This window comes from Robinsoniella sp. KNHs210 (genome assembly GCF_000686105.1).
GTDB lineage: Bacteria > Bacillota > Clostridia > Lachnospirales > Lachnospiraceae > Robinsoniella > Robinsoniella peoriensis.
The window spans coordinates 5,006,285-5,027,944 of record NZ_JMLZ01000002.1 but is presented as its reverse complement, the minus strand read 5'-3'; the positions used below and the strand labels follow the sequence as shown (position 1 = coordinate 5,027,944).

At 42.2% G+C, this 21,660-nt stretch carries 18 protein-coding genes and 6 tRNA genes; 1 reads left to right on the top strand and 23 read right to left on the bottom strand.

Features of this window, described 5'->3' with window-relative positions; genetic code table 11:
• Positions 1-14 precede the first annotated feature (14 nt).
• From CD03_RS0128560 to CD03_RS0128525, 8 genes are all read right to left on the bottom strand, one after another.
• Positions 15-1,310, bottom strand: a complete 1,296-nt coding sequence (locus tag CD03_RS0128560) for an alpha-L-fucosidase (RefSeq protein ID WP_255348132.1) — start codon at positions 1,308-1,310, stop codon at positions 15-17.
• 53 nt (positions 1,311-1,363) lie between these two features.
• The gene (locus CD03_RS0128555) at positions 1,364-2,404 is read right to left on the bottom strand and encodes a glycoside hydrolase family 18 protein (protein ID WP_044289735.1); all 1,041 of its coding nucleotides are present in this window, start codon (positions 2,402-2,404) and stop codon (positions 1,364-1,366) included.
• Between the two features lie 8 nt (positions 2,405-2,412).
• A complete protein-coding gene (locus CD03_RS0128550; RefSeq protein WP_027296530.1) occupies positions 2,413-4,917 on the bottom strand; it encodes a beta-mannosidase in 2,505 nt (834 codons plus the stop codon).
• A gap of 41 nt (positions 4,918-4,958) precedes the next feature.
• Positions 4,959-6,833, bottom strand: coding sequence for a beta-N-acetylhexosaminidase (locus CD03_RS0128545; RefSeq protein ID WP_242849168.1), 1,875 nt, complete (start codon positions 6,831-6,833; stop codon positions 4,959-4,961).
• Between the two features lie 30 nt (positions 6,834-6,863).
• Positions 6,864-8,402, bottom strand: a complete 1,539-nt coding sequence (locus CD03_RS0128540; protein WP_242849167.1) for an alpha-L-fucosidase — start codon at positions 8,400-8,402, stop codon at positions 6,864-6,866.
• A 24-nt stretch (positions 8,403-8,426) separates the two neighbouring features.
• Entirely contained in the window at positions 8,427-10,070 is a 1,644-nt protein-coding gene (locus tag CD03_RS0128535) for an extracellular solute-binding protein (protein ID WP_027296527.1), read from the bottom strand.
• Between the two features lie 63 nt (positions 10,071-10,133).
• Positions 10,134-11,039: a carbohydrate ABC transporter permease gene (locus tag CD03_RS0128530; RefSeq protein ID WP_044289734.1), complete on the bottom strand. Its 906-nt coding sequence runs from the start codon at positions 11,037-11,039 to the stop codon at positions 10,134-10,136.
• A gap of 17 nt (positions 11,040-11,056) precedes the next feature.
• Positions 11,057-12,007 (bottom strand): ABC transporter permease, encoded by a 951-nt coding sequence (locus tag CD03_RS0128525; protein ID WP_027296525.1) that lies wholly within the window; start codon positions 12,005-12,007, stop codon positions 11,057-11,059.
• A 760-nt stretch (positions 12,008-12,767) separates the two neighbouring features.
• Between CD03_RS0128525 and CD03_RS0128515 the strand changes: the two genes are divergently transcribed.
• The gene (locus CD03_RS0128515; protein WP_027296523.1) at positions 12,768-13,802 is read left to right on the top strand and encodes a LacI family DNA-binding transcriptional regulator; all 1,035 of its coding nucleotides are present in this window, start codon (positions 12,768-12,770) and stop codon (positions 13,800-13,802) included.
• A 307-nt stretch (positions 13,803-14,109) separates the two neighbouring features.
• Here the strand turns inward: CD03_RS0128515 and CD03_RS0128510 are convergent.
• From CD03_RS0128510 to CD03_RS0128440, 15 genes are all read right to left on the bottom strand, one after another.
• Positions 14,110-14,182: transfer RNA gene (locus CD03_RS0128510), tRNA-Lys, on the bottom strand.
• Positions 14,183-14,236: 54 nt separating this feature from the next.
• Positions 14,237-14,308: transfer RNA gene (locus CD03_RS0128505), tRNA-Gln, on the bottom strand.
• 12 nt (positions 14,309-14,320) lie between these two features.
• Positions 14,321-14,394, bottom strand: a tRNA-His gene (locus CD03_RS0128500).
• A gap of 52 nt (positions 14,395-14,446) precedes the next feature.
• Positions 14,447-14,520: transfer RNA gene (locus CD03_RS0128495), tRNA-Arg, on the bottom strand.
• Positions 14,521-14,524: 4 nt separating this feature from the next.
• Positions 14,525-14,595: transfer RNA gene (locus CD03_RS0128490), tRNA-Gly, on the bottom strand.
• Positions 14,596-14,620: 25 nt separating this feature from the next.
• A tRNA-Pro gene (locus CD03_RS0128485) sits at positions 14,621-14,695 on the bottom strand.
• A 198-nt stretch (positions 14,696-14,893) separates the two neighbouring features.
• The gene (locus CD03_RS0128480; protein WP_027296522.1) at positions 14,894-15,376 is read right to left on the bottom strand and encodes a metallophosphoesterase family protein; all 483 of its coding nucleotides are present in this window, start codon (positions 15,374-15,376) and stop codon (positions 14,894-14,896) included.
• Between the two features lie 16 nt (positions 15,377-15,392).
• Positions 15,393-15,989, bottom strand: a complete 597-nt coding sequence (locus CD03_RS0128475) for an XTP/dITP diphosphatase (protein ID WP_027296521.1) — start codon at positions 15,987-15,989, stop codon at positions 15,393-15,395.
• A gap of 88 nt (positions 15,990-16,077) precedes the next feature.
• A complete protein-coding gene (locus CD03_RS0128470) occupies positions 16,078-17,460 on the bottom strand; it encodes a lectin like domain-containing protein (protein WP_027296520.1) in 1,383 nt (460 codons plus the stop codon).
• A 10-nt stretch (positions 17,461-17,470) separates the two neighbouring features.
• Positions 17,471-18,619, bottom strand: coding sequence for a THUMP domain-containing class I SAM-dependent RNA methyltransferase (locus tag CD03_RS0128465; protein WP_027296519.1), 1,149 nt, complete (start codon positions 18,617-18,619; stop codon positions 17,471-17,473).
• 49 nt (positions 18,620-18,668) lie between these two features.
• Positions 18,669-19,211, bottom strand: coding sequence for a phosphodiesterase (gene yfcE, locus CD03_RS0128460; protein WP_027296518.1), 543 nt, complete (start codon positions 19,209-19,211; stop codon positions 18,669-18,671).
• A gap of 97 nt (positions 19,212-19,308) precedes the next feature.
• Positions 19,309-19,626 carry a rhodanese-like domain-containing protein gene (locus CD03_RS0128455; RefSeq protein WP_044290453.1) on the bottom strand — a complete coding sequence of 106 codons (318 nt, stop codon included), beginning with the start codon at positions 19,624-19,626 and terminating at the stop codon, positions 19,309-19,311.
• 154 nt (positions 19,627-19,780) lie between these two features.
• Positions 19,781-20,074 carry a hypothetical protein gene (locus CD03_RS35150; protein ID WP_052378025.1) on the bottom strand — a complete coding sequence of 98 codons (294 nt, stop codon included), beginning with the start codon at positions 20,072-20,074 and terminating at the stop codon, positions 19,781-19,783.
• A 248-nt stretch (positions 20,075-20,322) separates the two neighbouring features.
• On the bottom strand, positions 20,323-20,763 hold the full coding sequence (locus CD03_RS0128445; RefSeq protein ID WP_027296516.1) for a threonine/serine exporter family protein: 441 nt from the start codon (positions 20,761-20,763) through the stop codon (positions 20,323-20,325).
• The gene (locus CD03_RS0128440; protein WP_027296515.1) at positions 20,760-21,533 is read right to left on the bottom strand and encodes a threonine/serine exporter family protein; all 774 of its coding nucleotides are present in this window, start codon (positions 21,531-21,533) and stop codon (positions 20,760-20,762) included. The genes CD03_RS0128445 and CD03_RS0128440 overlap by 4 nt, the downstream gene beginning before the upstream one ends.
• Positions 21,534-21,660 lie beyond the last annotated feature (127 nt).

The window sequence follows — 21,660 nt, the reverse complement described above, 5'->3', positions numbered from 1 at the left end:
TATATACAACACTTTTAATTATGGGTCACCACAGCCCCGCTGCCCCCATACATTTCCACTTTTCCTTCTAATTCCACTTTCAGTACAGTAACCTGTTCATGGCAGTCTTTTTCATTCATATAAATCCACGTAATTCCAGGAATGTGGAACCAGGGCACGCCGCCGTGTACGTCATAGGCAAGCTCTTTTCCGGAGTGAAGTACAGTAATTTTCCGTATTTTATTGCACAATCCTTTTATACTTATATTCTCACGGGGTTTATCCTGCACAAATAAATACAGTGTTTCCCCATCCATGGAAACAGTGCTTCCTCCTGGATAATAGCGGATCATAATCCCTTCTTTCGTTCCAAATACAGCCTCTTCGTGCTCACTGATCCATTTTCCGAGTCCCAAAAGAATTTCTTCCTGTCTGGGATCTACTGTTCCGTCTTCCTTTGGCCCTATGTCCAGGAGCATATTTCCGCCCATGCTGATACATTCACAAAACATCCGTATAATCTGGTTCAGGCTTTTGTAGTGATGATCATCCGGGGCATACCCCCAGGAATCATTTATGGTAGTACAGAACTCCCAGGCCCCTTCCGGTCTGGTAATCGGCAATCCCTGCTCCGGCGTTTTATAATCTCCGTAACCGCATAACCTGGAATTAACCACCAGTTCAGGGTTAAAACTTTTCAGATACTCCTTAAATTCCGGCAGTCCCCATTGGGATGCACTTCTTTCCCAGTCCCCATCAAACCAGATAAGATCCGCCGTCCCATAATTTCCAAGTACTTCTGAGAGCTGGTTTTTATTAAAGTCCAGAAAACACTGCCATGCCTCTTCATCCTGGATTCCGTCAACCGGATTGGAAAACGGATTTACCTTAGACAGATCCTCAGGAATAACACCTCCCTCATAGACAGAAGCATAGTCTGGATGTGACCAGTCCAGCAAAGAATAATACATTCCCACACGTATTCCTCTTTTGCGGATTGCTTTGGCATATTCATCCACAATATCCCGTTTCGCCGGTGTTTTCTTTACCACACTTAAATCACTGTATTTTGTATCAAACAGAGCCACGCCGTCATGATGCTTTGTGGTTAGCACTGCATATTTTGCTCTGCTGCCTGCAATTAAATCTGCCCAGTATTCCCCGTCAAATTTTGAAGCCGTAAAACCGTCCAGCTGTTTCATATAATCCTCATAGGAAATCCGTTTATTATAAAATGACCAGGACTCCGCTATACCGTTAACCGCATATATGCCGTAATGAATAAATATTCCAAGCTTTGCATCCCTAAACCATTGTGGAACCATCGTAATATCCTCCTGTTTTCTTTTGCTTAGTGATTCCCCGTCCCGAACTCACGGTGCCTTTACTGCAAACGTGCCACGCTGGAATTACAAAACGAATCCCGGATAATCCTGGTGAGGGTTTTCGTCGAATCACAGCTGTATTCCCAAAACATCATTCCTGCCAGACCATGCTCTTTTACATAATCCGCCTTACAGCTGATGGATTCCCCATCTTCGTAGCTGATAAACGTATCTCCGTTAAACAGCCATGGTGCTTTTGCTTCATCATCCCAATAGCGCTTAAATCCGTTTTTATCAATATACCGGTCAGCAAGCTCCCCGTAATCCGGCCCATATCCGCCGGTAGACTCCGCCATCTGCATCCATCCGTGATTGGCATCCGGAACCCCTTTCCACATCCGGGAATAAAAGGCTGCCCCAATCACCAGCTTCTCCCCTGGTACACCTGCTTTTAGATAAGCCTGCACTGCCCGGTCCGTACTGACATCCATCAGATCTGCCTGATTGTCATACAGGTTCGTGTGGTGTCCAGTCTCAATGGTAAATCCGCCCCTCAGGTCATAAGTCATAATCTGAACATAATCCAGATATGCTGACGCTTCCCCCATATTAGTACACCGCAGGAAATAGTTTCCCCCTCCGCCGGCAATATTCAGAAGACAATGACGGTCTTCTATCTGATCCAGACTGAGCCGAAGCTCTTTTAGCATAAGTGTAAAATTTTCCTTATCCTCTCCGGAAGATTTAATTCCGCTGATTCCGATACAAGGATACTCCCAGTCAATATCAATCCCGTCCAGCTGGTACCGTTCAACCAAATTCCGTGCGGACCGGGCAAATTGTTTTCTTCCGGCATCTGTTGCCATTGTTTCGGAAAAGCCCCCTGCTCCCCATCCGCCAACGGACAGCACCATTTTTAAATCCGGGCTTTCTTTTCTGATCTTTAAGAGACAGTCCCGATATTCTTCCAGATCACAGATTACATTTCCGTTTTCAATCTTTCCAAAAGAGAGGTTTAAAATGGAAAGCATCTTTGCATCTTCAACCGTAAGCCCGGGTAAATGATTTGTATAAATATAGCCTATTATTTGTTTATCCAATTTATCAATCAGTGAATATCATAGACGCTGCGGACGCGCAGACCGCTGGTCCTGCCGCTAATGACAGTCACTCTCCTTTCTCCTGCATTCATGTCAAAATAATTGTCAGACAGAACCAGATCCTCTTCTTCATTCAAAATTTCCACACTCTTTGCATAAGCATCTGCCGTCACAACAATATCATCGCCTTCTGTACGCAGCGTTAGGCCGGGATCCTGAAAGTGAAAATATTTCGGGTAAGTAAACAGGACGGTTCCCTCCGATATCACAACTCCGTTTTCCTCTGCCTCATAGCTTACATACTCATTCATATAATCCAGATCCGGCAATTCCACTTTATCCATCCAGACCGCAGAAAGTGCTGGAACCTTTATGGTTTCCTCCATCAGGCGAAGAATCGCTGCATCTGCATTTCTTAAAGCCCACCGTACTTTTACGGTACGCTCCGTCAATGTCTCATTTGCTGCATTTAACCGGATTGACTTCTCAAAGTGGAAATGCTGGCGGTTCATATCCGCTTCCTGGGTCATCCAGCTTTCTTCCTCACAGGAAATCATAAACGGTGCAAAGAAACGTTTCGCATAATACAAAAGTGCTTTCCATCTACCGCTTGAATCTATGGCTGACCAGGAAATTACCGGCCAGCAATCATTTAACTGCCAGAACACCGTCCCCATACATCTGCCCCGGTTTCTCCGAAAATGCTCCACGCCATATCGGATCCCATCAGCCTGCAAAAGCTGGGATGCATAAATCAAAGTTGAAAAGCTTGTGGGGTATAAATACATCTGCTGCATATATTTCACAATTTTTCCATTTCCCCCATTATTCCGTTCGTGCTTCTCGCAGACATAAGAAAACAGGTTCAAATCTTTCGGATCATCTGTAATTTCTTCCAGCGTCTTTAAAGAAGGGAGGGACTGAAACCCAAACTCAGAAATATAGCGGAAATAATATTTGCGGTATTCCGAAAAAGGTTTATTTCCATGCCAGACTTCCCAGTAATGCACATCCCCTCTGTCCGGGTCATTTGGATAGTCAAAAGATCCCCCTGAGGAGGGGCTTGCCGGCCAGTAAAAGGTATCCGGATCATGTTCCTTTAAAACTTCTGGAATCATTTTCTCGTACATAAACAGATAGTCCCGGACTTCAGTAGGCTTCGTCACCCAACAGCGCTGTTCCACAAACATTTCCATTTCATTATTACCACACCAGAGCCCCAGGGAAGCATGGTGGCGGATCCTTTTGATATTTGTGATAAATTCTTCCCGGATATTAGCTTCGAACTCCGGGGTGAGTTCATAGACAGAACAGGCAAACATGAAGTCCTCCCACACTACAAGCCCCATCTCATCACAGGCATCAAAAAACCAGTCTTCCGGGTAATAACCGCCCCCCCAGATACGGACTGAATTAAAATTAGCCAGTCTGCACTGTTCTAAAAGGCGGTAAGTGCGCTCACGTGAGGTTCGCCCCACCAGATGATCCTCCGGAATATAATCCGCCCCCATGGCAAAGATTGTCTTTCCGTTTATTTCATGGGCAAAGCTCTCTCCCCACTGATCCTTTTCCCTGCGTACCGTCATGGTCCGCAACCCTATTTTACGCTGCCAGATATCTAACACTTCATCCCTATCATACAGTATCACCTTAATCTCATAGAGAGGCTGTTCTCCGATACCATTTGGCCACCATAGCCGGGGATGATCCACGGTAAACCTATCGGTCTCTGACTCTTCACACAAAATCCTGCCGTCGGGATCGGAAATACGAATCGTATAATGCAGCCCCTCTTGATTGGAATGTTCTGCCCGGATCAGATTCTTATCTGCCGTTCTGTTTGTATTACAGCTATGTCCGTCCCTCTTCTTGTTCTGTTCTGCCTCCACAGAAAACGTTAATACTGCCTGCCCGGATTCATGCTCCTGATGAATCCTTACATTATCAATTGTGGCAGAGTGGATCCCCAGCAGCGATACCGGGCGGAAAATCCCTGCATCGGGGAGACACGCACCCCAGTCCCACCCAAACATGTAATGGGCTTTTCTCAGGTGCATAAATCCCTCTACCGTATCTTCATTTCCAATGTTTCCATACTTTTCATAAGCCTCTGCCAAAAATTGAAGCGGTGAGTGGAATACCACCTTTAATTCATTTTCCCCGGCTTTCAATATATCCTGCACCTCATATTCCCAGATCCGGTGCATGCTGAATGCCTCTCCTGTCTTCTGGCTGTTCACATAGATATCCGCCAGTGTATCCAAACCGTCAAAATGCAGCAGTATCCTTTCACAATCTTTAAAATCCTCCGGTTCATACACAAACCGGCACACATATTCATAGTCCTTGTTCATAAGCTTCTTGGCACGGATCTCATTGTCCTTAAAAAACGGATCCTCCATGTTCCCGTTCCTAAGCAGGTCGGTATAGACACTGCCCGGAACCACCGCTTCCTGGAATGCCTCTCCCAGAGGTCTCATTTTCCAGCCATGATTTAATTCCAGTCTTATCACGCTATTCCTCGTTTCTTTGGATTACTTTTTTTCCGGCTTTCCTATTTCATATCCCGTAAGAAATCGGCAAACCAGAATATCACATGGGAAACTCTGTACAATTCAGATTCCCTGCTGATACTTCTCCACATTTTTTTATATTCACAGAACCAGCATTCCAGCTTTTGTGCAATCACTTTTGCCTGATCCGCACATCCGGTCATTCCCTGAAAGCTGCTCTTATAGATTAGTAATCCCATACTGTTCAGCACTGCAATACCTTCCGCCGCTATCAGGAAATCATGAACCGCCTTCTTCTGTCCGGCATTCATCTCTTTTGCACATTTTTTCAGTTCCAGTTCCTCTGACTTAAGAATTTTATTCTCTTCCTCTGCCTTAAGAATTTCTTTTTCCCTTGACTTAATCCGTTCCATACACCAGGTATCTTCTATTCCGGATTCCGTCAATTCCTGGAACCGCACCGCCATCTCCCAGTCAAATACGGCATGTCTGCACATACGGCTGACGACAGACATCAGTCTTTCGGATCTGTCCTGATACTGCAGAACAGAAATCATACGGTTTATATCTTCAAATGATATTTCTTTTCGGTTCCAGGAAAATGCGGCTCCGTAGATCATGCCCGGCATACTGAAATCAGGATGGTTAATGTGCCCGAAATCACCCCAATCCGTATTCAGCATACCGATTGCCCGGTACTTTTCGCCAAATGCGCACATTCTGCTGATATTCATATAGGCAGATTCCATAAGGTTAATAAACTGATTCCAGCCACCTGCACCCGGGCAAACATACTGGGTAGCCCCGGCTTCTGCCAATGCCTTTGTTCCGTCTTCACACTGATTCCATGCATATCCCCAGTTTAAACAAATGGTTTCTTTTGGAAGTTCCTTCATGAGCTCCGGAAATCCGCAGATTACATCCCCCCAGAACATAGGTCGATATCCTTTGTCCACAAGATACCCGCAAAGCTTCTTCACGTAGTCAATGTACATCCGGTCTATGCCTGCTTCCTCTGCGTAAGTTTTACTTTTTCCTTTTCCCAGGTCAAAGGTTTCATCCGCGCCTATGTTAAACTGCTTCGAGGTAAATAACGGCATATATTCTTCAATCATTTTAACTGCAAGTTCATAACTTTCTTCCATGGTGACATTCAGGGTATGATGCATCTGACGTCCCCGGAAACTGAACGGCATCTTCACAGGATCCGCAAGTTCACAAAGGTGTTCATAAGTTCTTGTGCTGAGAAGCTTATACAAATGTCCGAAAGAAGACAGAGACGGTACCAGTTCCACCCCTGCTTTTCTGCAGTGGGCATCCAGTTCCAGAATATCCTCTGGCGTCAGCGGCGTGTCATCTCTCCACATCTCGCTGAGCCCCTCAAACAAAAAGCTGTGTTCAACGTATAGCTGCAGCTGGTTTATCTTATAAAAGCTTAACGTATCAGCCAGCTTTTTCAACGTTTCCAGTTTAGGTATCCTGCCTCTGGTAACATCATGATAAAATCCCCGAAACTCCATTGCCGGTTCATCTTCGATTTCAACAAGCGGCAATACACAGCCTTCCTGGCGGATTATCTGGCGCAGCGTTTGTATTCCGTAAAGAATTCCATGGTATCCTCCTCCGGTAATCTGGATTCCCTCCTCCCGGATTACCAGAACATAGCTTTGTTCCTTTAGTGAATCCTCTAATTTTAAAACAATTTCTGCTCCCCCATTTGTCCCCTTAGTTCCCCGGCTCAAGCTGTAATCCATTCCGGTAAAATCCAGAATCTCTCTTTTTAAAATATCTGCTGCATAAGATACATCCTGTGGACAGGAAGCGTCCATCTCGATCTTTCCATAATGAGGAAGGGCAAAAGCCCCTTCCTTTTTCATAATTTTCTGTGGTGCCGGTAATATATACATAGACTCCATTGATCCCTCCTTAAACTCCTTCCATTATTTTTACTTCAGGCAAAAAACCCTGGCAATCGGCGCTGTTTCTTTACCGTACTCCTGCAGATGAAGAACATAACCGGTATCTTTTCTGGTAAACTCCACCTCTGCCCCGGTATCCTGCATCGTTATGGATGTCACTGTTCCCTCATAAGGAATCCAGACTTCTGCCCTTACCGGATCCGATTCTTTATCAAAAGTTTCAATTGCATAGACTAAGTTTTCTTTCTTTGTAAATGCAATTCCATCTTTTTTATAAGGAGCACATACTCTGGTCCCATAAATGGCATCTCCATAAACCGAAAGCCATTTTCCCATATCTTCAAGGCATTCCACAGCGCCTCTTGGAAGTCTGCCATCCGGCTGGGGTCCCACATTAATAGCCAGATTTCCTCCCTTTGCCACAATGTCCACCAAAAGTGCTATCACTTCCCGGCAGGTTTTATAACGGTCTTCATAAGCAAAGGAAAAGGAAGTGCCAAGGGTGATACAGCTTTCCCATGGTACGTTCAGGGGTTCCTTGGGAACGCACTGTTCCGGTGTAATATAGTTTTCATAAGGTCCACCCATAGTGCGGTCCGCGCAAAGCATTCCGGGCTGGAATTTCCGGATCTCTTCTATAGTCTCTCCTAATCCGATATCACTGACCCAGCCTGCGTCAAACCACATAATGTCCAGTTTTCCATAACTCGTTGCCAGTTCCTTTATCTGATTCTGGGTGAAATCCACAAACTTTTTCCACTGCTCCGGATGCTCCCGGGGTACATATGACGGTCCTCTGTGCATATAGTTACCCCTTGCATATCCATCACTCCAGTAACTGTCCACATGCCAGTCCGCTTTTGAGAAATATGCGGCGATACCGATTCCTCTCTTTCGGAAGGATTCAAACAGGTGGGCACAGATATCCGCGTATTTATGGGTATGGAACGGACAATCCTCTGCCGTTACTTTATAGTCTGAATAAGCACTGTCCCACATGCAGAAGCCATCATGGTGTTTGGTTGTAAAGATCAGATACCGGATACCTGCTCTTTTCGCCAGATCTGCCCATTTCTCCGGTTCAAAGCGAACCGGATTAAAGGTTTTGTTCAGATTAAAATATTCCTTTTTAAACTCTTCGCCTGTAATCTCCCAGTCAACACCACCCCTGGACCACTCTGCATCGGCATCAGACAGTGCCCAGGACTCCACAAGACCAAGCTGGGAATAAGCTCCCCAGTGCATCATCAGCGCCAGCTTCTGATCCTGAAACCACTGGAGTTTTTGAAGAACCTTTGGATCATCCGGCATGACATATTCCTCTTCTGCACTGTAATTATGTACACCGGCAGCGACTTTGTCTTCTACTGTTTCTTCTGTTTCTTCTATTTCTTTTATTACATCTTTTGCATCCTTTATTTCTATTTCCTTTATGTCTTTTGCATCCATTATGTCATTCGCACCCTTTTTCTCTTTCGCCTGTTTAATGTTTTCTGCGTCCTTAATGTCCTCTGCCTTTTTTTCTGATCTTAACATTTCCTGTAAATGCATATTTTCTTCACTCATGGTGCCTCCTTACTGCTTATCTTTCTATTGTGCTGTTTCCGTTGCTGCTTCCTCCGTTGTCTGCAAGGCTTTTTCACGTATTTTTATATACTCCTGCAGCCCCAGTGTATTCAGCTGCTCTAAATAACTGTCCCATTCCTTATCAATATCTGACTGTCCAGCAATCCATTCTGCTGCCTTTTGGGCAATGAAATCCCGAAGGGAAGTCTGAATATCGGAGAATTCAGCAGTATCATCTAAAGAAACCCAGTAAGATGGAATTGCTTCCGTTAAATAAGGCTCATAAACTTCATCTGCTTTATCCTTTTCCTGATACATCGGCACGTCTTCTTTAAATTTAAATCCCTGCGGCAGGTAATGTGGCAAAGACTGCGGAAACAGATTCGCCCATGAATACTTCTTTTCATCTTCTGGTGAAAGGGTTGCCTTATCAATCGCACGGTATCCATCACCATCTTTAAAAATACATATATCTAAAGGACCGGCTGTCTTCTGTGCAGAGTTCTCATATTCAAATAAATCATCCCACCATCTGATAATTGCCCCTACATCCTTCGCTTTATCCGTAATAACAACCTGCGTCTTTATAACAGAGGCTCCATACGAATCTCTAAGCCATACAGGATTATCCGTATCCGGGCTTTTCAACACAGGAAGGGGTTTAAAATCTGGTTCTTCCCCTGCCAGAAATGGTATAATCTCACTGCTGGCATACATCATAGAACAGCCATACCGATCCTGGGAACCTTTAGCCTTCCACTGGCTTAAATCCTGCGTAAATGCTTCCGGATCAATCAGTCCCTGGGAATATAACTTTTTAAGCCATTTAATACCATTCTTATATTCATCGCTATTGGCTCCGAATATCAGTTTTCCATCTTTCATACTCATTCCGTAATCATCTACCGGCATACCGAAATATCCGCACAGATAACCAATATGTTTATTATTGGGATCAAAAGTCATTGGTATCTCATCATTTGGGTCCCCATTTCCATTAGCATCTTTTTCTTTAAACTCCATCAATACTTTTTCGAACTCATCTGTGGTGGTCGGCATTTCCAGCCCCAGATTATTCAGCCATTTTTCATTGATGTAAGGTTCATAATCTACCAGCGGAGCATCTACTACGTATGGTATAGTATAGATGTGTCCATCCGGAGCTGTCATTGCTTCTCTGACTCCTTCTCTTTCCAGAATCTTCATAATATTTGGCGCATATTTCTCAAAATAGTCTTCCAGGGGAATGAAAATCTTCTGGTCAACACCGTATTTCAGGATGTCGCTATCCTGAAACAGCCATCCACCGATACAGTCCGCATAGTCTCCCGAACTTAATGCCAGAGACAACTTTTCCTTTGCCACCTCATTTGGGAAATACTCTAAGTTCACCTTAATATTCGTCTGCCTTTCCATCTCATCCATCATCCAGTACTCACCATTTTCAGAAGAGTCATCACAGAAGATGGAAAAACTATATGTATCTTTATCAACAATCGGAAGCCCTGTTTCGTAAAATACACCATTTACCTTTCCATCTTCATCCACTTTGTCATTAGCCGGACCGGCTGCTTCTAATGAAGCACTGTTTTTGCTGCATCCTCCCATTCCCATTGCAGTAAGGGCTGCTGCACATACTAAAACTGCCAACACTCTTTTTCTTTTCATACTCATACTCCTTTTCTTTTAGATTTTTATTTTGACTGCCACATACACTTAGCATGTTATGTGTTACCCTTTAACTGACCCAATCATAACTCCCTTTACAAAATACTTCTGGACAAAGGGATACATAATCATGACTGGAATACTGGAAATAATAATCAGCGAATATTTCATAAGTTCAACTAACTGCCGCTGTGCTTCCAGTGCTACCTGGGCTGAAACACTTGTCACCTGCTGGGCAAGGGCCGCCTGATTCTGAATCAGAATGGAACGAAGCACTAACTGCAGCGGGAACTTTGCATCATCTTTCAAATAAAGCAATGCGCTGAAATAAGAGTTCCAATGTCCTACACCATAATACAGCACCATAATTGCAATAATTGATTTGGACAGCGGTAAAGCAATTTTAAAGAAAAACTTTGTCTGGGTACAACCATCCACACTGGCTGCCTCCCACAGTTCCTCCGGCAGATTGCTTTGAAAAAACGTTCTGGCAACAATCATATTGTAGACACTGAGTGCCCCCGGAAGAATTAACGACCACATAGTATCCAGCATATGCAGATTTTTGACAACCAGGTAGGTCGGAATCATACCACCGCTGATAAACATCGTAATCATATAGAACCAGGTCACGATTGTCTTTCCGCCGAACCTGCTTCTGGATAAGGCATAGGCGGTAGGAATCGTCACGACCAGATTGACACAGACACCACATGCTGTGTATACGATTGCATTGATAAATCCCGATACGACTAAAGAATTCTTAAACACTTCCCGGTAACCCGCAAAATTAATTCCTACCGGCAGAAATGTTACCATTCCGCTGGCAACTGCCTTGGGGTCGCTGATGGAGGAAATTATAATAAAGTAAAGGGGATAAGCTACAATGATTAAAATAACTGTCAGTATGATAAACAGGGAAATATCAAAGAACTTATCGGTTGCTGACTGTTGTCTGAATTTCTTCATCAATTAATTCCTCCTCTCTAGTACAAACTAATACCCGAAGACTTACGGGCTATTTTATTTACAGTGATCAGCATCACTGCATTGACCGCCGAATTGAACAGACCAATTGCCGCTGAATAGGAAACATTATTTTCAACAAGACCAACCTGATATGTATAGGTAGAAATAATTTCAGATACGCTCTTATTCAAGTCGTTCTGCAGCAGGAATACTTTTTCAAACCCTACTGAAAGAATACTTCCACAGCTCATAATCAATAGGATAATTGCGGTGGGCATAATACTTGGTAAATCAATATGCCGGATAAGCTGGAATTTATTTGCACCATCCATAATTGCTGCTTCATGCAGGTCCGGGCTGACTGCCGAAAGAGCCGCAAAATAAATAACCGAATTCCACCCCATGCTCTGCCAAATACCGGACCATACATAGATGTGTCTCCAGTAAGACTTGTCTCCCATAAAATTTATCGGTGCAATGCCGAAAAAAGAAAGTATCTTGTTGATAATACCGGCATCCGGTGAAAGAAATAACAACAGCATACCGCACATAACAACCACGGAAATAAAGTTCGGTGCATAGGTAACTGTCTGAATTACCTTACGGTATTTCTTATGCTTAAAAGAATTCAGTCCCAAAGCCAGAAGAATCGGAATGGGGAACCCGGCAACCAGAGAATAGATACTGATTAAGAAGGTATTCTTTATTGTAGATGCAAAATAAGGAGATTCAAAAAACCGGATAAAGTATTTAAACCCAACCCATGGACTTCCCAAAAACCCCAGTCTTGGATTAAAATCCCGAAACGCAATCTGTACTCCATACATGGGAATATAACTGAAGATAAATGTCAGAATTAATCCTGGCAGGACAAACATCCACAAAGAGATGTCCCCCCTTACTGCAGATTTACTTCGTACTTTCTTCACTTTAAGGGGTTTGTTGCTAACCTTATCGTTTTTTTTCATTTTCTGTCTCTCCTTTTCTATTTATTGTTCAATATTATTTAACATAGCTTTTTAACAAAATATATAAATATTATACATTTGATAACTGCTATATCTGCTCTTATTTTACATATGCTATATATATTTGTCAATATAAACAATTCATTTTTGTATTTATTTAACATTTTGCACAATTTAGAAAGAGTTTTTTATTATATAATGTATATTGAAAATGATGTTTTTTAACATATTGTTAAAATCGTTTCTTATTAAACATATCTAATTTACGCAGCAGAATATGAAGTATTATTGAGCCACTCATTAGATAAATGCTGCAATCCTTTACTATGAAGCAGAAATATCATACATAACTAAACAGGAAAAACGATGTACAAAAAATAAGAAGCAGAAAAAGATATCGGATTTTTCCTCATACGAATTATCCGCGATCCTTCTGCTTCTTAAATTTACTTCCAAATGCATTAAAACCTTCTGCTTCCAAAATCTTTTTACTTTCATTTCTTTTATTTTCATTTCTTTTACTTTCAATTCTTTTACTTGGAAACAATGATCCGGCTGCTTAGCAAAAATTGTTATACACATTTTCCTATAAATCTTTTTTTACATTTTTTCTTATTTTTAACATCGGTTTTAACATTTTAAACAAAACCTATTGCGTAACCTCCTGTGATTTGGTAGAATAATAAAAAAAGGTATCTGCTAAAGTCGAGTCGTTTCCGTTCTCACGCAGACATCTTATATGATGTGCGAGGTATATAATATGAAAAAACCAACTATGCAGGATATTGCAGAGGCCGCAGGCGTCTCCCGTGTCACCGTCTGGAAGGTACTGAATAATCATCCGGGCGTTTCCGAAGTTAAGAGCAATCTGATTATAAAGGAAGCTGCCCTGCTTGGCTACCCACTGCCGGAACAGTTTACAAATAATACAGTACATGCAAATCCGGCTCTAATGACCAATACCAGTCACGAGAGTGCTACTATATCCGTCGTAGTGTCCAGACCCGATTCTTCTGTGTTCTGGAGCAATATCATACATGAAATTGCGAAAGAGGTCACACAAGCCGGATGCAGCCTTATGTACACCTACGTCCCTACCGAAATCCCGAAGGATTATATTTTGCCGCCACCACTCACTTCCGGTCAGGTACAGGGGATTATTATTCTAAACGTGTACGATGCAAAGCTCCTGTCCATTTTAAACAGACTTCCAATCCCAAAGGTATTTTTGGATGCCGTAACCAATTTTTCTCTGGATACACTGACTGGAGACATGCTTCTGCTGGAGGGCAAAAGCTCCGTAGAAAAAATTACCGACTATCTGTTTGCCTCAGGGCGCCAAAAGATCGGATTTATCGGAGATATCAACTATGCCCTGACTAACAAACTGCGTTACGAAGGCTACACCGCATCCATAACCAGGCATGCGTCCCATATTGATCCTGCTTACTGCAAAACAGGTACCATTGGAATAGAAACTTATGTAGAAGAAATCCATAATTATTTATCCGGTCTGCGGAAGCTGCCGGATGCCTTTGTGTGTGTCAGTGACTTCGTTGCCCATGTAGTTTACCAGGAGCTGATGCTCATGGGTATCCGGGTCCCGGAAGAGGTGAACCTGACAGGCTATGACAATATTGCCGATTATATTGATATGAAGGATTTCTTAACAACCGTTAACATTAATACATCAGCTCTTGGAAAGCGTCTGATCAGGCAGCTTTTTTACCGGATTGAAAATCCGGACACACCTATTGAGGTTATTTATCTGTATTCTGAGATATTGTATCATTGAATGAAACGGCGTTCAGACAGCGCGTTAGTTTATCATTGTTTTCCGAGAGCGTGTTAGAAAATGCTTTCTGACAATTGTGTGTATACTAAAAGCGGTGATGAAAGCAAAAAATTGGAAAGCCTTGTTGATTGGTTTTCCAATTAATTATTTGGTGTAATATCAGGGATTCCAAAAGTGCCCAAATAAAAAAGTCATTTTTGTAACAATATTTGACGACTTCTTAACGTGTCAGATATGACTAACTTGTACCTGAACTAAAATAGCGGAAACACCTGTATTTACAGACATTTCCGCTATTTTATAGTAATGAGACATCGGGGATTCGAACCCCGGACAACTTGATTAAAAGTCAAGTGCTCTACCAACTGAGCTAATATCCCGTATTTAATTTTTAACCATACTATGGGTTTATATTTCTTACGGCTTTCGCCAAACTGGGCTAGTTGGATTTGAACCAACGAATGCAGCAGTCAAAGTGCTGTGCCTTACCGCTTGGCGATAGCCCAATGTGTGGTTAGGGTGGATAAAGGGATTCGAACCCTCGGCCTCCAGAGCCACAATCTGGCGCGCTAACCAACTGCGCTATATCCACCATATTAATTTTGCTTTCTTTGCAGCAGACATATGATCTCTGCAAAGAAAAACGAGCCTGAAGGGATTCGAACCCCCGACCCACGGCTTAGAAGGCCGTTGCTCTATCCAACTGAGCTACAGACTCAAACAGCGGGTGATGGGAATCGAACCCACGTATCTAGCTTGGAAGGCTAGTGTTCTACCATTGAACTACACCCGCATATCTGCGTTATTTTAGGAACAAGTCGGGGTGACAGGATTCGAACCTGCGACCTCCTGGTCCCAAACCAGGCGCTCTAGCCAAGCTGAGCCACACCCCGATGGTGTCTTGTTTGTTTTTGTTGTTTCGTCTGTTCCCTGACGCAAGACATATTATATTATAGCTCACACCAAATGTCAACAACTTTTTTCAAATATTTTTTTATTTTTTTGAAAAAGCCCGAAAGTGTTGAATATTCGGGCTTTTTCGCCAATTTATTTTTTGGATTTATTTCTTCAAATTGGTCAAATCGAGCTCTTCACCCTAAAAAATTTATTGTAAAATGTGCTTCTCCCTTATTATCAAGTTCCATGATAATATAGCTTGGTTTTCTCCCATCCTGTCTGGGATAGGATAAACTGCCCGGATTTAATGCTATAATATCTTCCTGTATCTCTAAAACCGGCCTGTGTGTATGTCCAAACATTACAATGTCAAATCCTCTTGCTTTTGCCTCTTCTTTGATCGAACGTGTATCCAGTGATACATAATAATAATGTCCATGAGTGAGCAGAATTTTATATTTCCCAAGCTGCAATTCTTCTTCACGTGGTAAATCACTGAAGAAGTCATTATTTCCGCTTACAATATGTACCGGGCAGTCAGCAATCTGCCTGATATAGTCCTCACTGCCCTCAGAATCCCCCAGATGGATTAATTTGTCGATCGGGCTAACTTTTAATAAGACCTCTTTTAAATTGGCATCTCTGCGATGCGTATCACTTACAATCAGGATCTTCATCTGGCACCATGCTCCTCTAAATTTTATTTTTTAATTGTTCTTTCATCGCCCGAAGCGCTTTTCCTCTGTGGCTTAATTCATTTTTCAATTCCATATCCAGTTCTGCCGTCGTACATTTATACCGGGGAAGATAAAATATAGGATCATAGCCAAAACCATTGCTTCCTTTTATCTCATATCCAATCATACCTTCAATGGTTCCTTCCGTAGTCAAAATTTCACCATTTGGAAATGCTGCTGCAATGACACATACAAAACGAGCCGTCCTTTTTTCATCAGGCACACCATTCAGACGCCCGATAAGATTATTATTTTTTATATCATAAGAAGTATCTTCTCCCATATATCTTGCCGAATAGATACCCGGCTCTTTATTCAGGTAATCAATTTCTAACCCTGAATCATCTGCCAGTACAATATCGCCGGTCATTTCCATAATAGTCTTAGCCTTAATAACAGCATTTTCTTGAAATGTTGCTCCGTCTTCTACAATATCGGCTTCAATTCCGGCTTCTTTCAATGAGACTACCTGAACATCCAGATCAGCCAGTATCATTTTTATTTCTTTCATTTTTCCCTGATTACCAGTTGCGAAAATAATTCTCTTACTCACTGTTCCACCCTTTTCCTCATGTTAATTTTTCTTATGTAAATTTACCAAAATTATAACACACCGGGATTGCGTCTGTAAACCAATACCGTTACTGCGCATCCCTGGTGTATACCTTCAGACAGACATTGCAGGAATGCTCTGTTTCTGTTCTTGTCCAGGAATATCCGCTCATACTGATATACCCTTCACCATCGGCAATATCCACGTTCTTAGTTGCTTCATCTGCCTGATATTCCGTTGCAACCGGATACTGCAGACCGGGAGATTTTATTTTTATCATAACTGCATAACGCTGGCCTTTAGCCACTTTCACCGGCTCCTCCAGATCTACGGTATAGTACCCTCCGTTGCCAAATTTACCGCTCTGGGCAGGACTCCAGGAAATCAAGGAGGAAGGCCCGTCAAACTCTTCAATGATATGAATGTCATACTCCGTATCTTTCCCCGTAGCATAGAATCCCACTGCACTCAGAGTTTCATCCTGCTTTGCTTCATATACATTTGCAAAATAGCAGGTATCAGAGCCATACCCGATCTGCCCTACCCAGCCGCACAGGTCTGTCTGGTAAATATGGTCATAATTCCCCGTATTTTCGATCCTGGAATAGGCAACACAATTATTTCCAAGATTGGCATCTTCGTATGAGACATAAAAAATGCCGTCTTCCCCGAAGTCTGCCCCCCAGCTGTTCTGGCAGATAAACGCCCCATCCTTCTTAATATCCGCATTAAATTTGTCCGCCGGATAGTGGTCATCCCATCCAATAATTAAAATATCATGATTAGAGCGGGCATTTCCCACATAACAATACGTATTGTTAATCTTATTAAAAAACACCGATGAACTCACTGTATTCTGAAGATCCATATAAAGGGAAGACTGAACAGCACCATGGTCATAAACTGCCCGTTTTATTGCATCATAATCCTTATCCTTAATCATCTGGATCTCCTGTACATGCTTCACCGGTGTCAGCCCATCCGGTGAAACACCATCTCCATAAGGGTCATCCTGTTCCAGTACAGGTCCCTGCCATCCGGCAAGATACGCCATTGCCATGGTATAATCTCCGCCATCGTTCTGATTCTTTGCAAAATGATTCCGAAGTGATATATGGTCCGCAGAAAATACAAGGTGTTCCCTTGGAAGCAGGGAGGATTCCAGCGCCGAGGACGTGGCTACCGCCCAGCAGGTGCCAAGCTCACCCTGATTTTTAATAACAGGAGCCCTTGCTTCATTCCGGCTGTCATATGACTTTGGCAGCCTTACATTTTCATCCTTGCCCGCCGGCTCTGTATTATCTTCCATGCTGCTGTCCCGGGTATTGGAACCACTTTCCGTTTGCCTGTGTTCCTGCTGCTTTTTGCCGTCTAACAGCGCACGTATCTCCGGCTCCATATATTGAAATGCTCCGTATCCAATCAGCAATACAATTAGAATCACAATGAATGTCTGAATTTTTTTAATCAATGTCTACCCCTTATTTTTTAATCTTAGGCGGTCTGGGTCCCAAGAATTGATAAAAATATGTTTTTATCATTCCATTATAAATCTTTCTGTTCTTATCTGCTTTTTTTCCAATATACTTTTCCGCATCTTCATAAGAGGTAATCAGATATTCTGACCAGGAATCCAGCCGCTTAAAGCTCTCTCCTATCTCCCGGTACAATCCCGGCAGGTTTTCTTTATCTTCAATTCTCTCCCCATACGGTGGATTGGTAATTACAAATCCGTATTTTTTTGGATGATTCAGCTGGGAAACGGCTCTTTGCTGAAAATGAATCAGATGATCCACACCTGCCAGCTTTGCATTTTCTCTGGCTGATTTTATCACGTCACCGTCCATATCATATCCCTGTATATCCACTTCTATCTGATCATTTACATTTTCTCTTGCTTCATCCATTGCATTGTACCAGTGTTTCTTCGTTACCAGGTTGTCCCAGTCTTCCGATAAGAAAGAACGGTTCATCCCGGGAGCTATGTTGGCAGCCATTAAAGCTGCTTCTATTGGAAAGGTACCGCTTCCGCAAAAGGGATCAACCAGTATTCTGCTTTTGTTCCAGGGTGTCAGCATAATCAGTGCAGCCGCAAGTGTCTCTGTAATCGGTGCCTTACTTGTAAGCTGACGGTATCCGCGCTTGTGAAGGGAGACTCCGGATGTATCAATACCAATAGTAGCTTCATCTTTCATAAAAAATACACGTACCGGATAAGCCGGACCTGTTTCTTCAAACCACTGTATGCCATATACGCCTTTTAAACGTTCAACCATGGCTTTTTTCATGATCGACTGTATATCCGTAGGGCTAAACAGCTGGCTCTTAATAGAAGTAGCCTTAGTCACCCAGAATTTGCCATCCTTTGGAATGAAATTTTCCCATGGAAGTTCTTTTGTGCACTCAAACAATTCATCAAAAGACTCAGCATGGACTTTCCCGACTTTTAATAATATACGCTCTGCTGACCTTAAAAATACATTGGCATAGCTCACAGCTTCCATATCTCCTAAAAAGGTAACTCGTCCATCTTCTACCTGACTGACTTCATATCCAAGGTCAATGATCTCACGCTTTAAAACGGCTTCCAGCCCAAAGTGGCAAGGTGCTATTAATTCAATTTGTTTCATTTTTTCTCCTATCTGTCTGCATTTGCAGGTTTCTTATAATGCTTTTTTCTTATAATGCCAGTTGTTTCACGGTATTTCCTTCAAAATCTTTAATTGAAAATACTCCATTTTCTAAAATTCCATACGTTGGCACATTTCCCTCTTTTGGCAATGACACGGAACCCGGGTTTAATAAGGTAAAATGCTTATACTTTTGGGCAACGGGTACATGGGTATGTCCATGAATAAAGATATCCCCTTCTGCCAAAGGAGGCAGATTGTCTTTGTGGAAGACATGACCATGACTGGCATAAATTGTGTTATCCCCCTCCATAATAATACAGTAATCTGCCATTACAGGGAATTCCAAAACCATCTGATCCACTTCTGCCTCACAATTGCCCCTTACTGCATAAATCTCATTTTTCAAAGGATTCAACATGGAGATGACCTCTTTGGGAGCATATTCCTTTGGTAGATCATTTCTTGGTCCATGATAAAGAATATCTCCCAGAAGCACCAGGCGTCCTGCCTTTTCTAATCTGTATGCCTCTAACATCTTTTTACAGTAAAAAGATGATCCGTGTATATCTGACGCAAACATAAGTTTCATTTGCATTTCCTCCATTCTTTTCATCTATCTCCTATATTAATGCCAGTGTCTGCCCCTGTCAATATTTTTACTTCCTTAATATTTTCTAAAATACGAACTATAAGGTATGGCGATAGGATTCCAGGTATCTTCCACGGTAAGCGTGGATTCCACCGATCATTGTCTTTACACGATAGCCTTTTTCCGCAAGTTCCCTGGCTGCAGCCATACTGATGGAACCACGTTCACAATATACGATAATCATCATATCCTGGGGCAGTGTATAACAATTGCCCAAACTTTCATATGGGATATTTACAGCTCCTTTTATATGACGTTCTACGAATTCGTCCGGTGTTCTGAGATCTATAATAAATGCGCTTTTATCCCTGACGTACGTATCCAGTTGTTTCGGTGCAATCATCTCAAAATTCATAAATACATACACTCCTTCCTGACTTAATATATGCAGAAATCTGGAAATGTGTGCAAAAAAACAGAGCCCCGGCCGTATTGTGGCCAAGACTCCATCTCTCTTTAAAACCGGTTGATTTTACTTGCTGTCCCTACCTGATGTCAGATATCCGGTTTTAGTAGTTGCAATCGCTGTATTCATCAGATTCGTGGTGACAGTCTGAAGAAGCATTGCGGCTTGCATTTTTGGAAGTATTGTTGCTTGTAGCGTTCTTAGAAGAATTGCTGTTCTTGTAAGAGTTATAGGAATTCTCGGATTCATTAGTACTGTTGTAAGCACTGTTTTTTTCGCTTGCATCCTTATAAGAATTGCTAGCTTTGTTACTTGCTTTGTTCTTTGATTCTACATTAGATTCATAGTTGTTCGTACTATTTTGAGTCTGGTTTTTAGAATTCATATTCTTTGCCATAGTTTCATTCCCTCCTGAATAATAAATATTTTTATTACAAAATTTATTATCTCAAAAATAGTAAAAAATATGTATTGCATTTTTTTCCAATCTATATTATAATTTGAGATGTAAAAAGAATTTACCCTTCAAAAAATTTTTTTTACAAACCCCTTATTAATTATTTATACTCCCCTCGAAAGACCCAAGTAGCTCCCCTGCTTGGGTCTTTCACTGTCTAAATATTCTCCAAAGAACAGTTCCGGTTCCTATTCTGCCTTTATTTTTTTCCACTTCTTATTGCGAATCATATCGAACACAGAGTCCATAATAAATACTGCCAAAGCGATCATTCCTGCTATTTCAATCGTCTGAAGCAGTGAATTCATCGCCTTTTGCTGTTCCCCTAAAAAGATCTGATAAACCGTCCGGTACATACCGGCTCCCGGCACTATAACCAGAATTCCCGGGATTAAGAATACCGTTACCGGAGCTTTAAATATTCTGGCAAACACATGGGAAATCAATGCGATCACAAGTGCTGCGAGAAAGTTCGCCATTACAATTCCCTTACTGTCTGCATTCAGCAGATACACAAGCCACCCTGCCGCTCCGATCAGTCCACAGTACACCAGATATTTTTTCGGTACCTGTATCACCGTTGAAAACGCTAATATTGCAACAAATGCACTCACTACCTGTACAATCATGCCTTTACACCTCCCATAATAATCATTCCGAATGCCACACCAATAACAATTGCAACGGCCTTTACAAATGCCTCCAGGGCTTTTGCACCGCCTGCAACATAATCCCCCTGAAGCGTATCCCGAATAGCATTCGTAATGGCAGCTCCGGGCACCAGGGGCATAATGGTACCAATAATGATCATGTCCATATTCATAACGGTAAATGGTATTCTGGACAGAAGGATCGCACCCACCGCTATTACAGCAGATGCAGCAACATCTTTAAAAAATGGATTAAAACCAATTTTAATTCCCAGCTTTAACACCAGTACCAGCAGTGCACCATCTATTGCCGCACCTAAAGCGTCCATAGCCGTTCCGCCCAATAAAAGCGCAAAGGCCGATGCAACTACAATAGTAGAAAGGTCCAATACTTTCTGGGAATATTCCCGGGATTCCAGGTGTTTCAGATCATGAAATGCTTCTTTCAGGGTAATTTCCCCGGCACAAAATCTTCTGGATATGGTATTTACAAGAGTAATTTTATTAAGATTTGTCTCCCGGTCTGCAATTCTTCGAATAACGGTCAGCGAATCGATCTGGGGATCATCCAGCGTAACAATCATACCGGTAGTTGTAACGTAAGCTTCTGTGGTCTTTAGGCTGGATACTTTTAAGATACGGTGAATGGTGTCTTCCACACGGTAAATCTCGGCGCCGTTTCGCAGCATGATCTGTCCTGCCAGCACCGCCGTATCCAGTAATAGTTTATAGTCTGTAATCTGTTCCATTTTTGCAATTCCTACTCTTTTTATTTTCAACGCTGTTATTCCAATATTTGCTTACATTCTACAATATTTTTCCCATAAAAGAAAGCTGTTATTAAAATAAAATGAAATTGCATTTCAATGCCCGGAA

Bases quoted from the DNA above. Each gene is read 5' to 3' on its own strand.
- CD03_RS0128545 (WP_242849168.1), bottom strand. From the start codon at position 6,833: ATGGAGTCTATGTATATATTACCGGCACCACAGAAAATTATGAAAAAG.
- CD03_RS0128540 (WP_242849167.1), bottom strand. From the start codon at position 8,402: ATGAGTGAAGAAAATATGCATTTACAGGAAATGTTAAGATCAGAAAAA.
- CD03_RS0128535 (WP_027296527.1), bottom strand. From the start codon at position 10,070: ATGAAAAGAAAAAGAGTGTTGGCAGTTTTAGTATGTGCAGCAGCCCTT.
- CD03_RS0128530 (WP_044289734.1), bottom strand. From the start codon at position 11,039: ATGAAGAAATTCAGACAACAGTCAGCAACCGATAAGTTCTTTGATATT.
- CD03_RS0128525 (WP_027296525.1), bottom strand. From the start codon at position 12,007: ATGAAAAAAAACGATAAGGTTAGCAACAAACCCCTTAAAGTGAAGAAA.
- CD03_RS0128515 (WP_027296523.1), top strand. From the start codon at position 12,768: ATGAAAAAACCAACTATGCAGGATATTGCAGAGGCCGCAGGCGTCTCC.
- CD03_RS0128480 (WP_027296522.1), bottom strand. From the start codon at position 15,376: ATGAAGATCCTGATTGTAAGTGATACGCATCGCAGAGATGCCAATTTA.
- CD03_RS0128465 (WP_027296519.1), bottom strand. From the start codon at position 18,619: ATGAAACAAATTGAATTAATAGCACCTTGCCACTTTGGGCTGGAAGCC.
- yfcE (WP_027296518.1), bottom strand. From the start codon at position 19,211: ATGAAACTTATGTTTGCGTCAGATATACACGGATCATCTTTTTACTGT.
- CD03_RS0128455 (WP_044290453.1), bottom strand. From the start codon at position 19,626: ATGAATTTTGAGATGATTGCACCGAAACAACTGGATACGTACGTCAGG.
- CD03_RS35150 (WP_052378025.1), bottom strand. From the start codon at position 20,074: ATGGCAAAGAATATGAATTCTAAAAACCAGACTCAAAATAGTACGAAC.
- CD03_RS0128445 (WP_027296516.1), bottom strand. From the start codon at position 20,763: ATGATTGTACAGGTAGTGAGTGCATTTGTTGCAATATTAGCGTTTTCA.
- CD03_RS0128440 (WP_027296515.1), bottom strand. From the start codon at position 21,533: ATGGAACAGATTACAGACTATAAACTATTACTGGATACGGCGGTGCTG.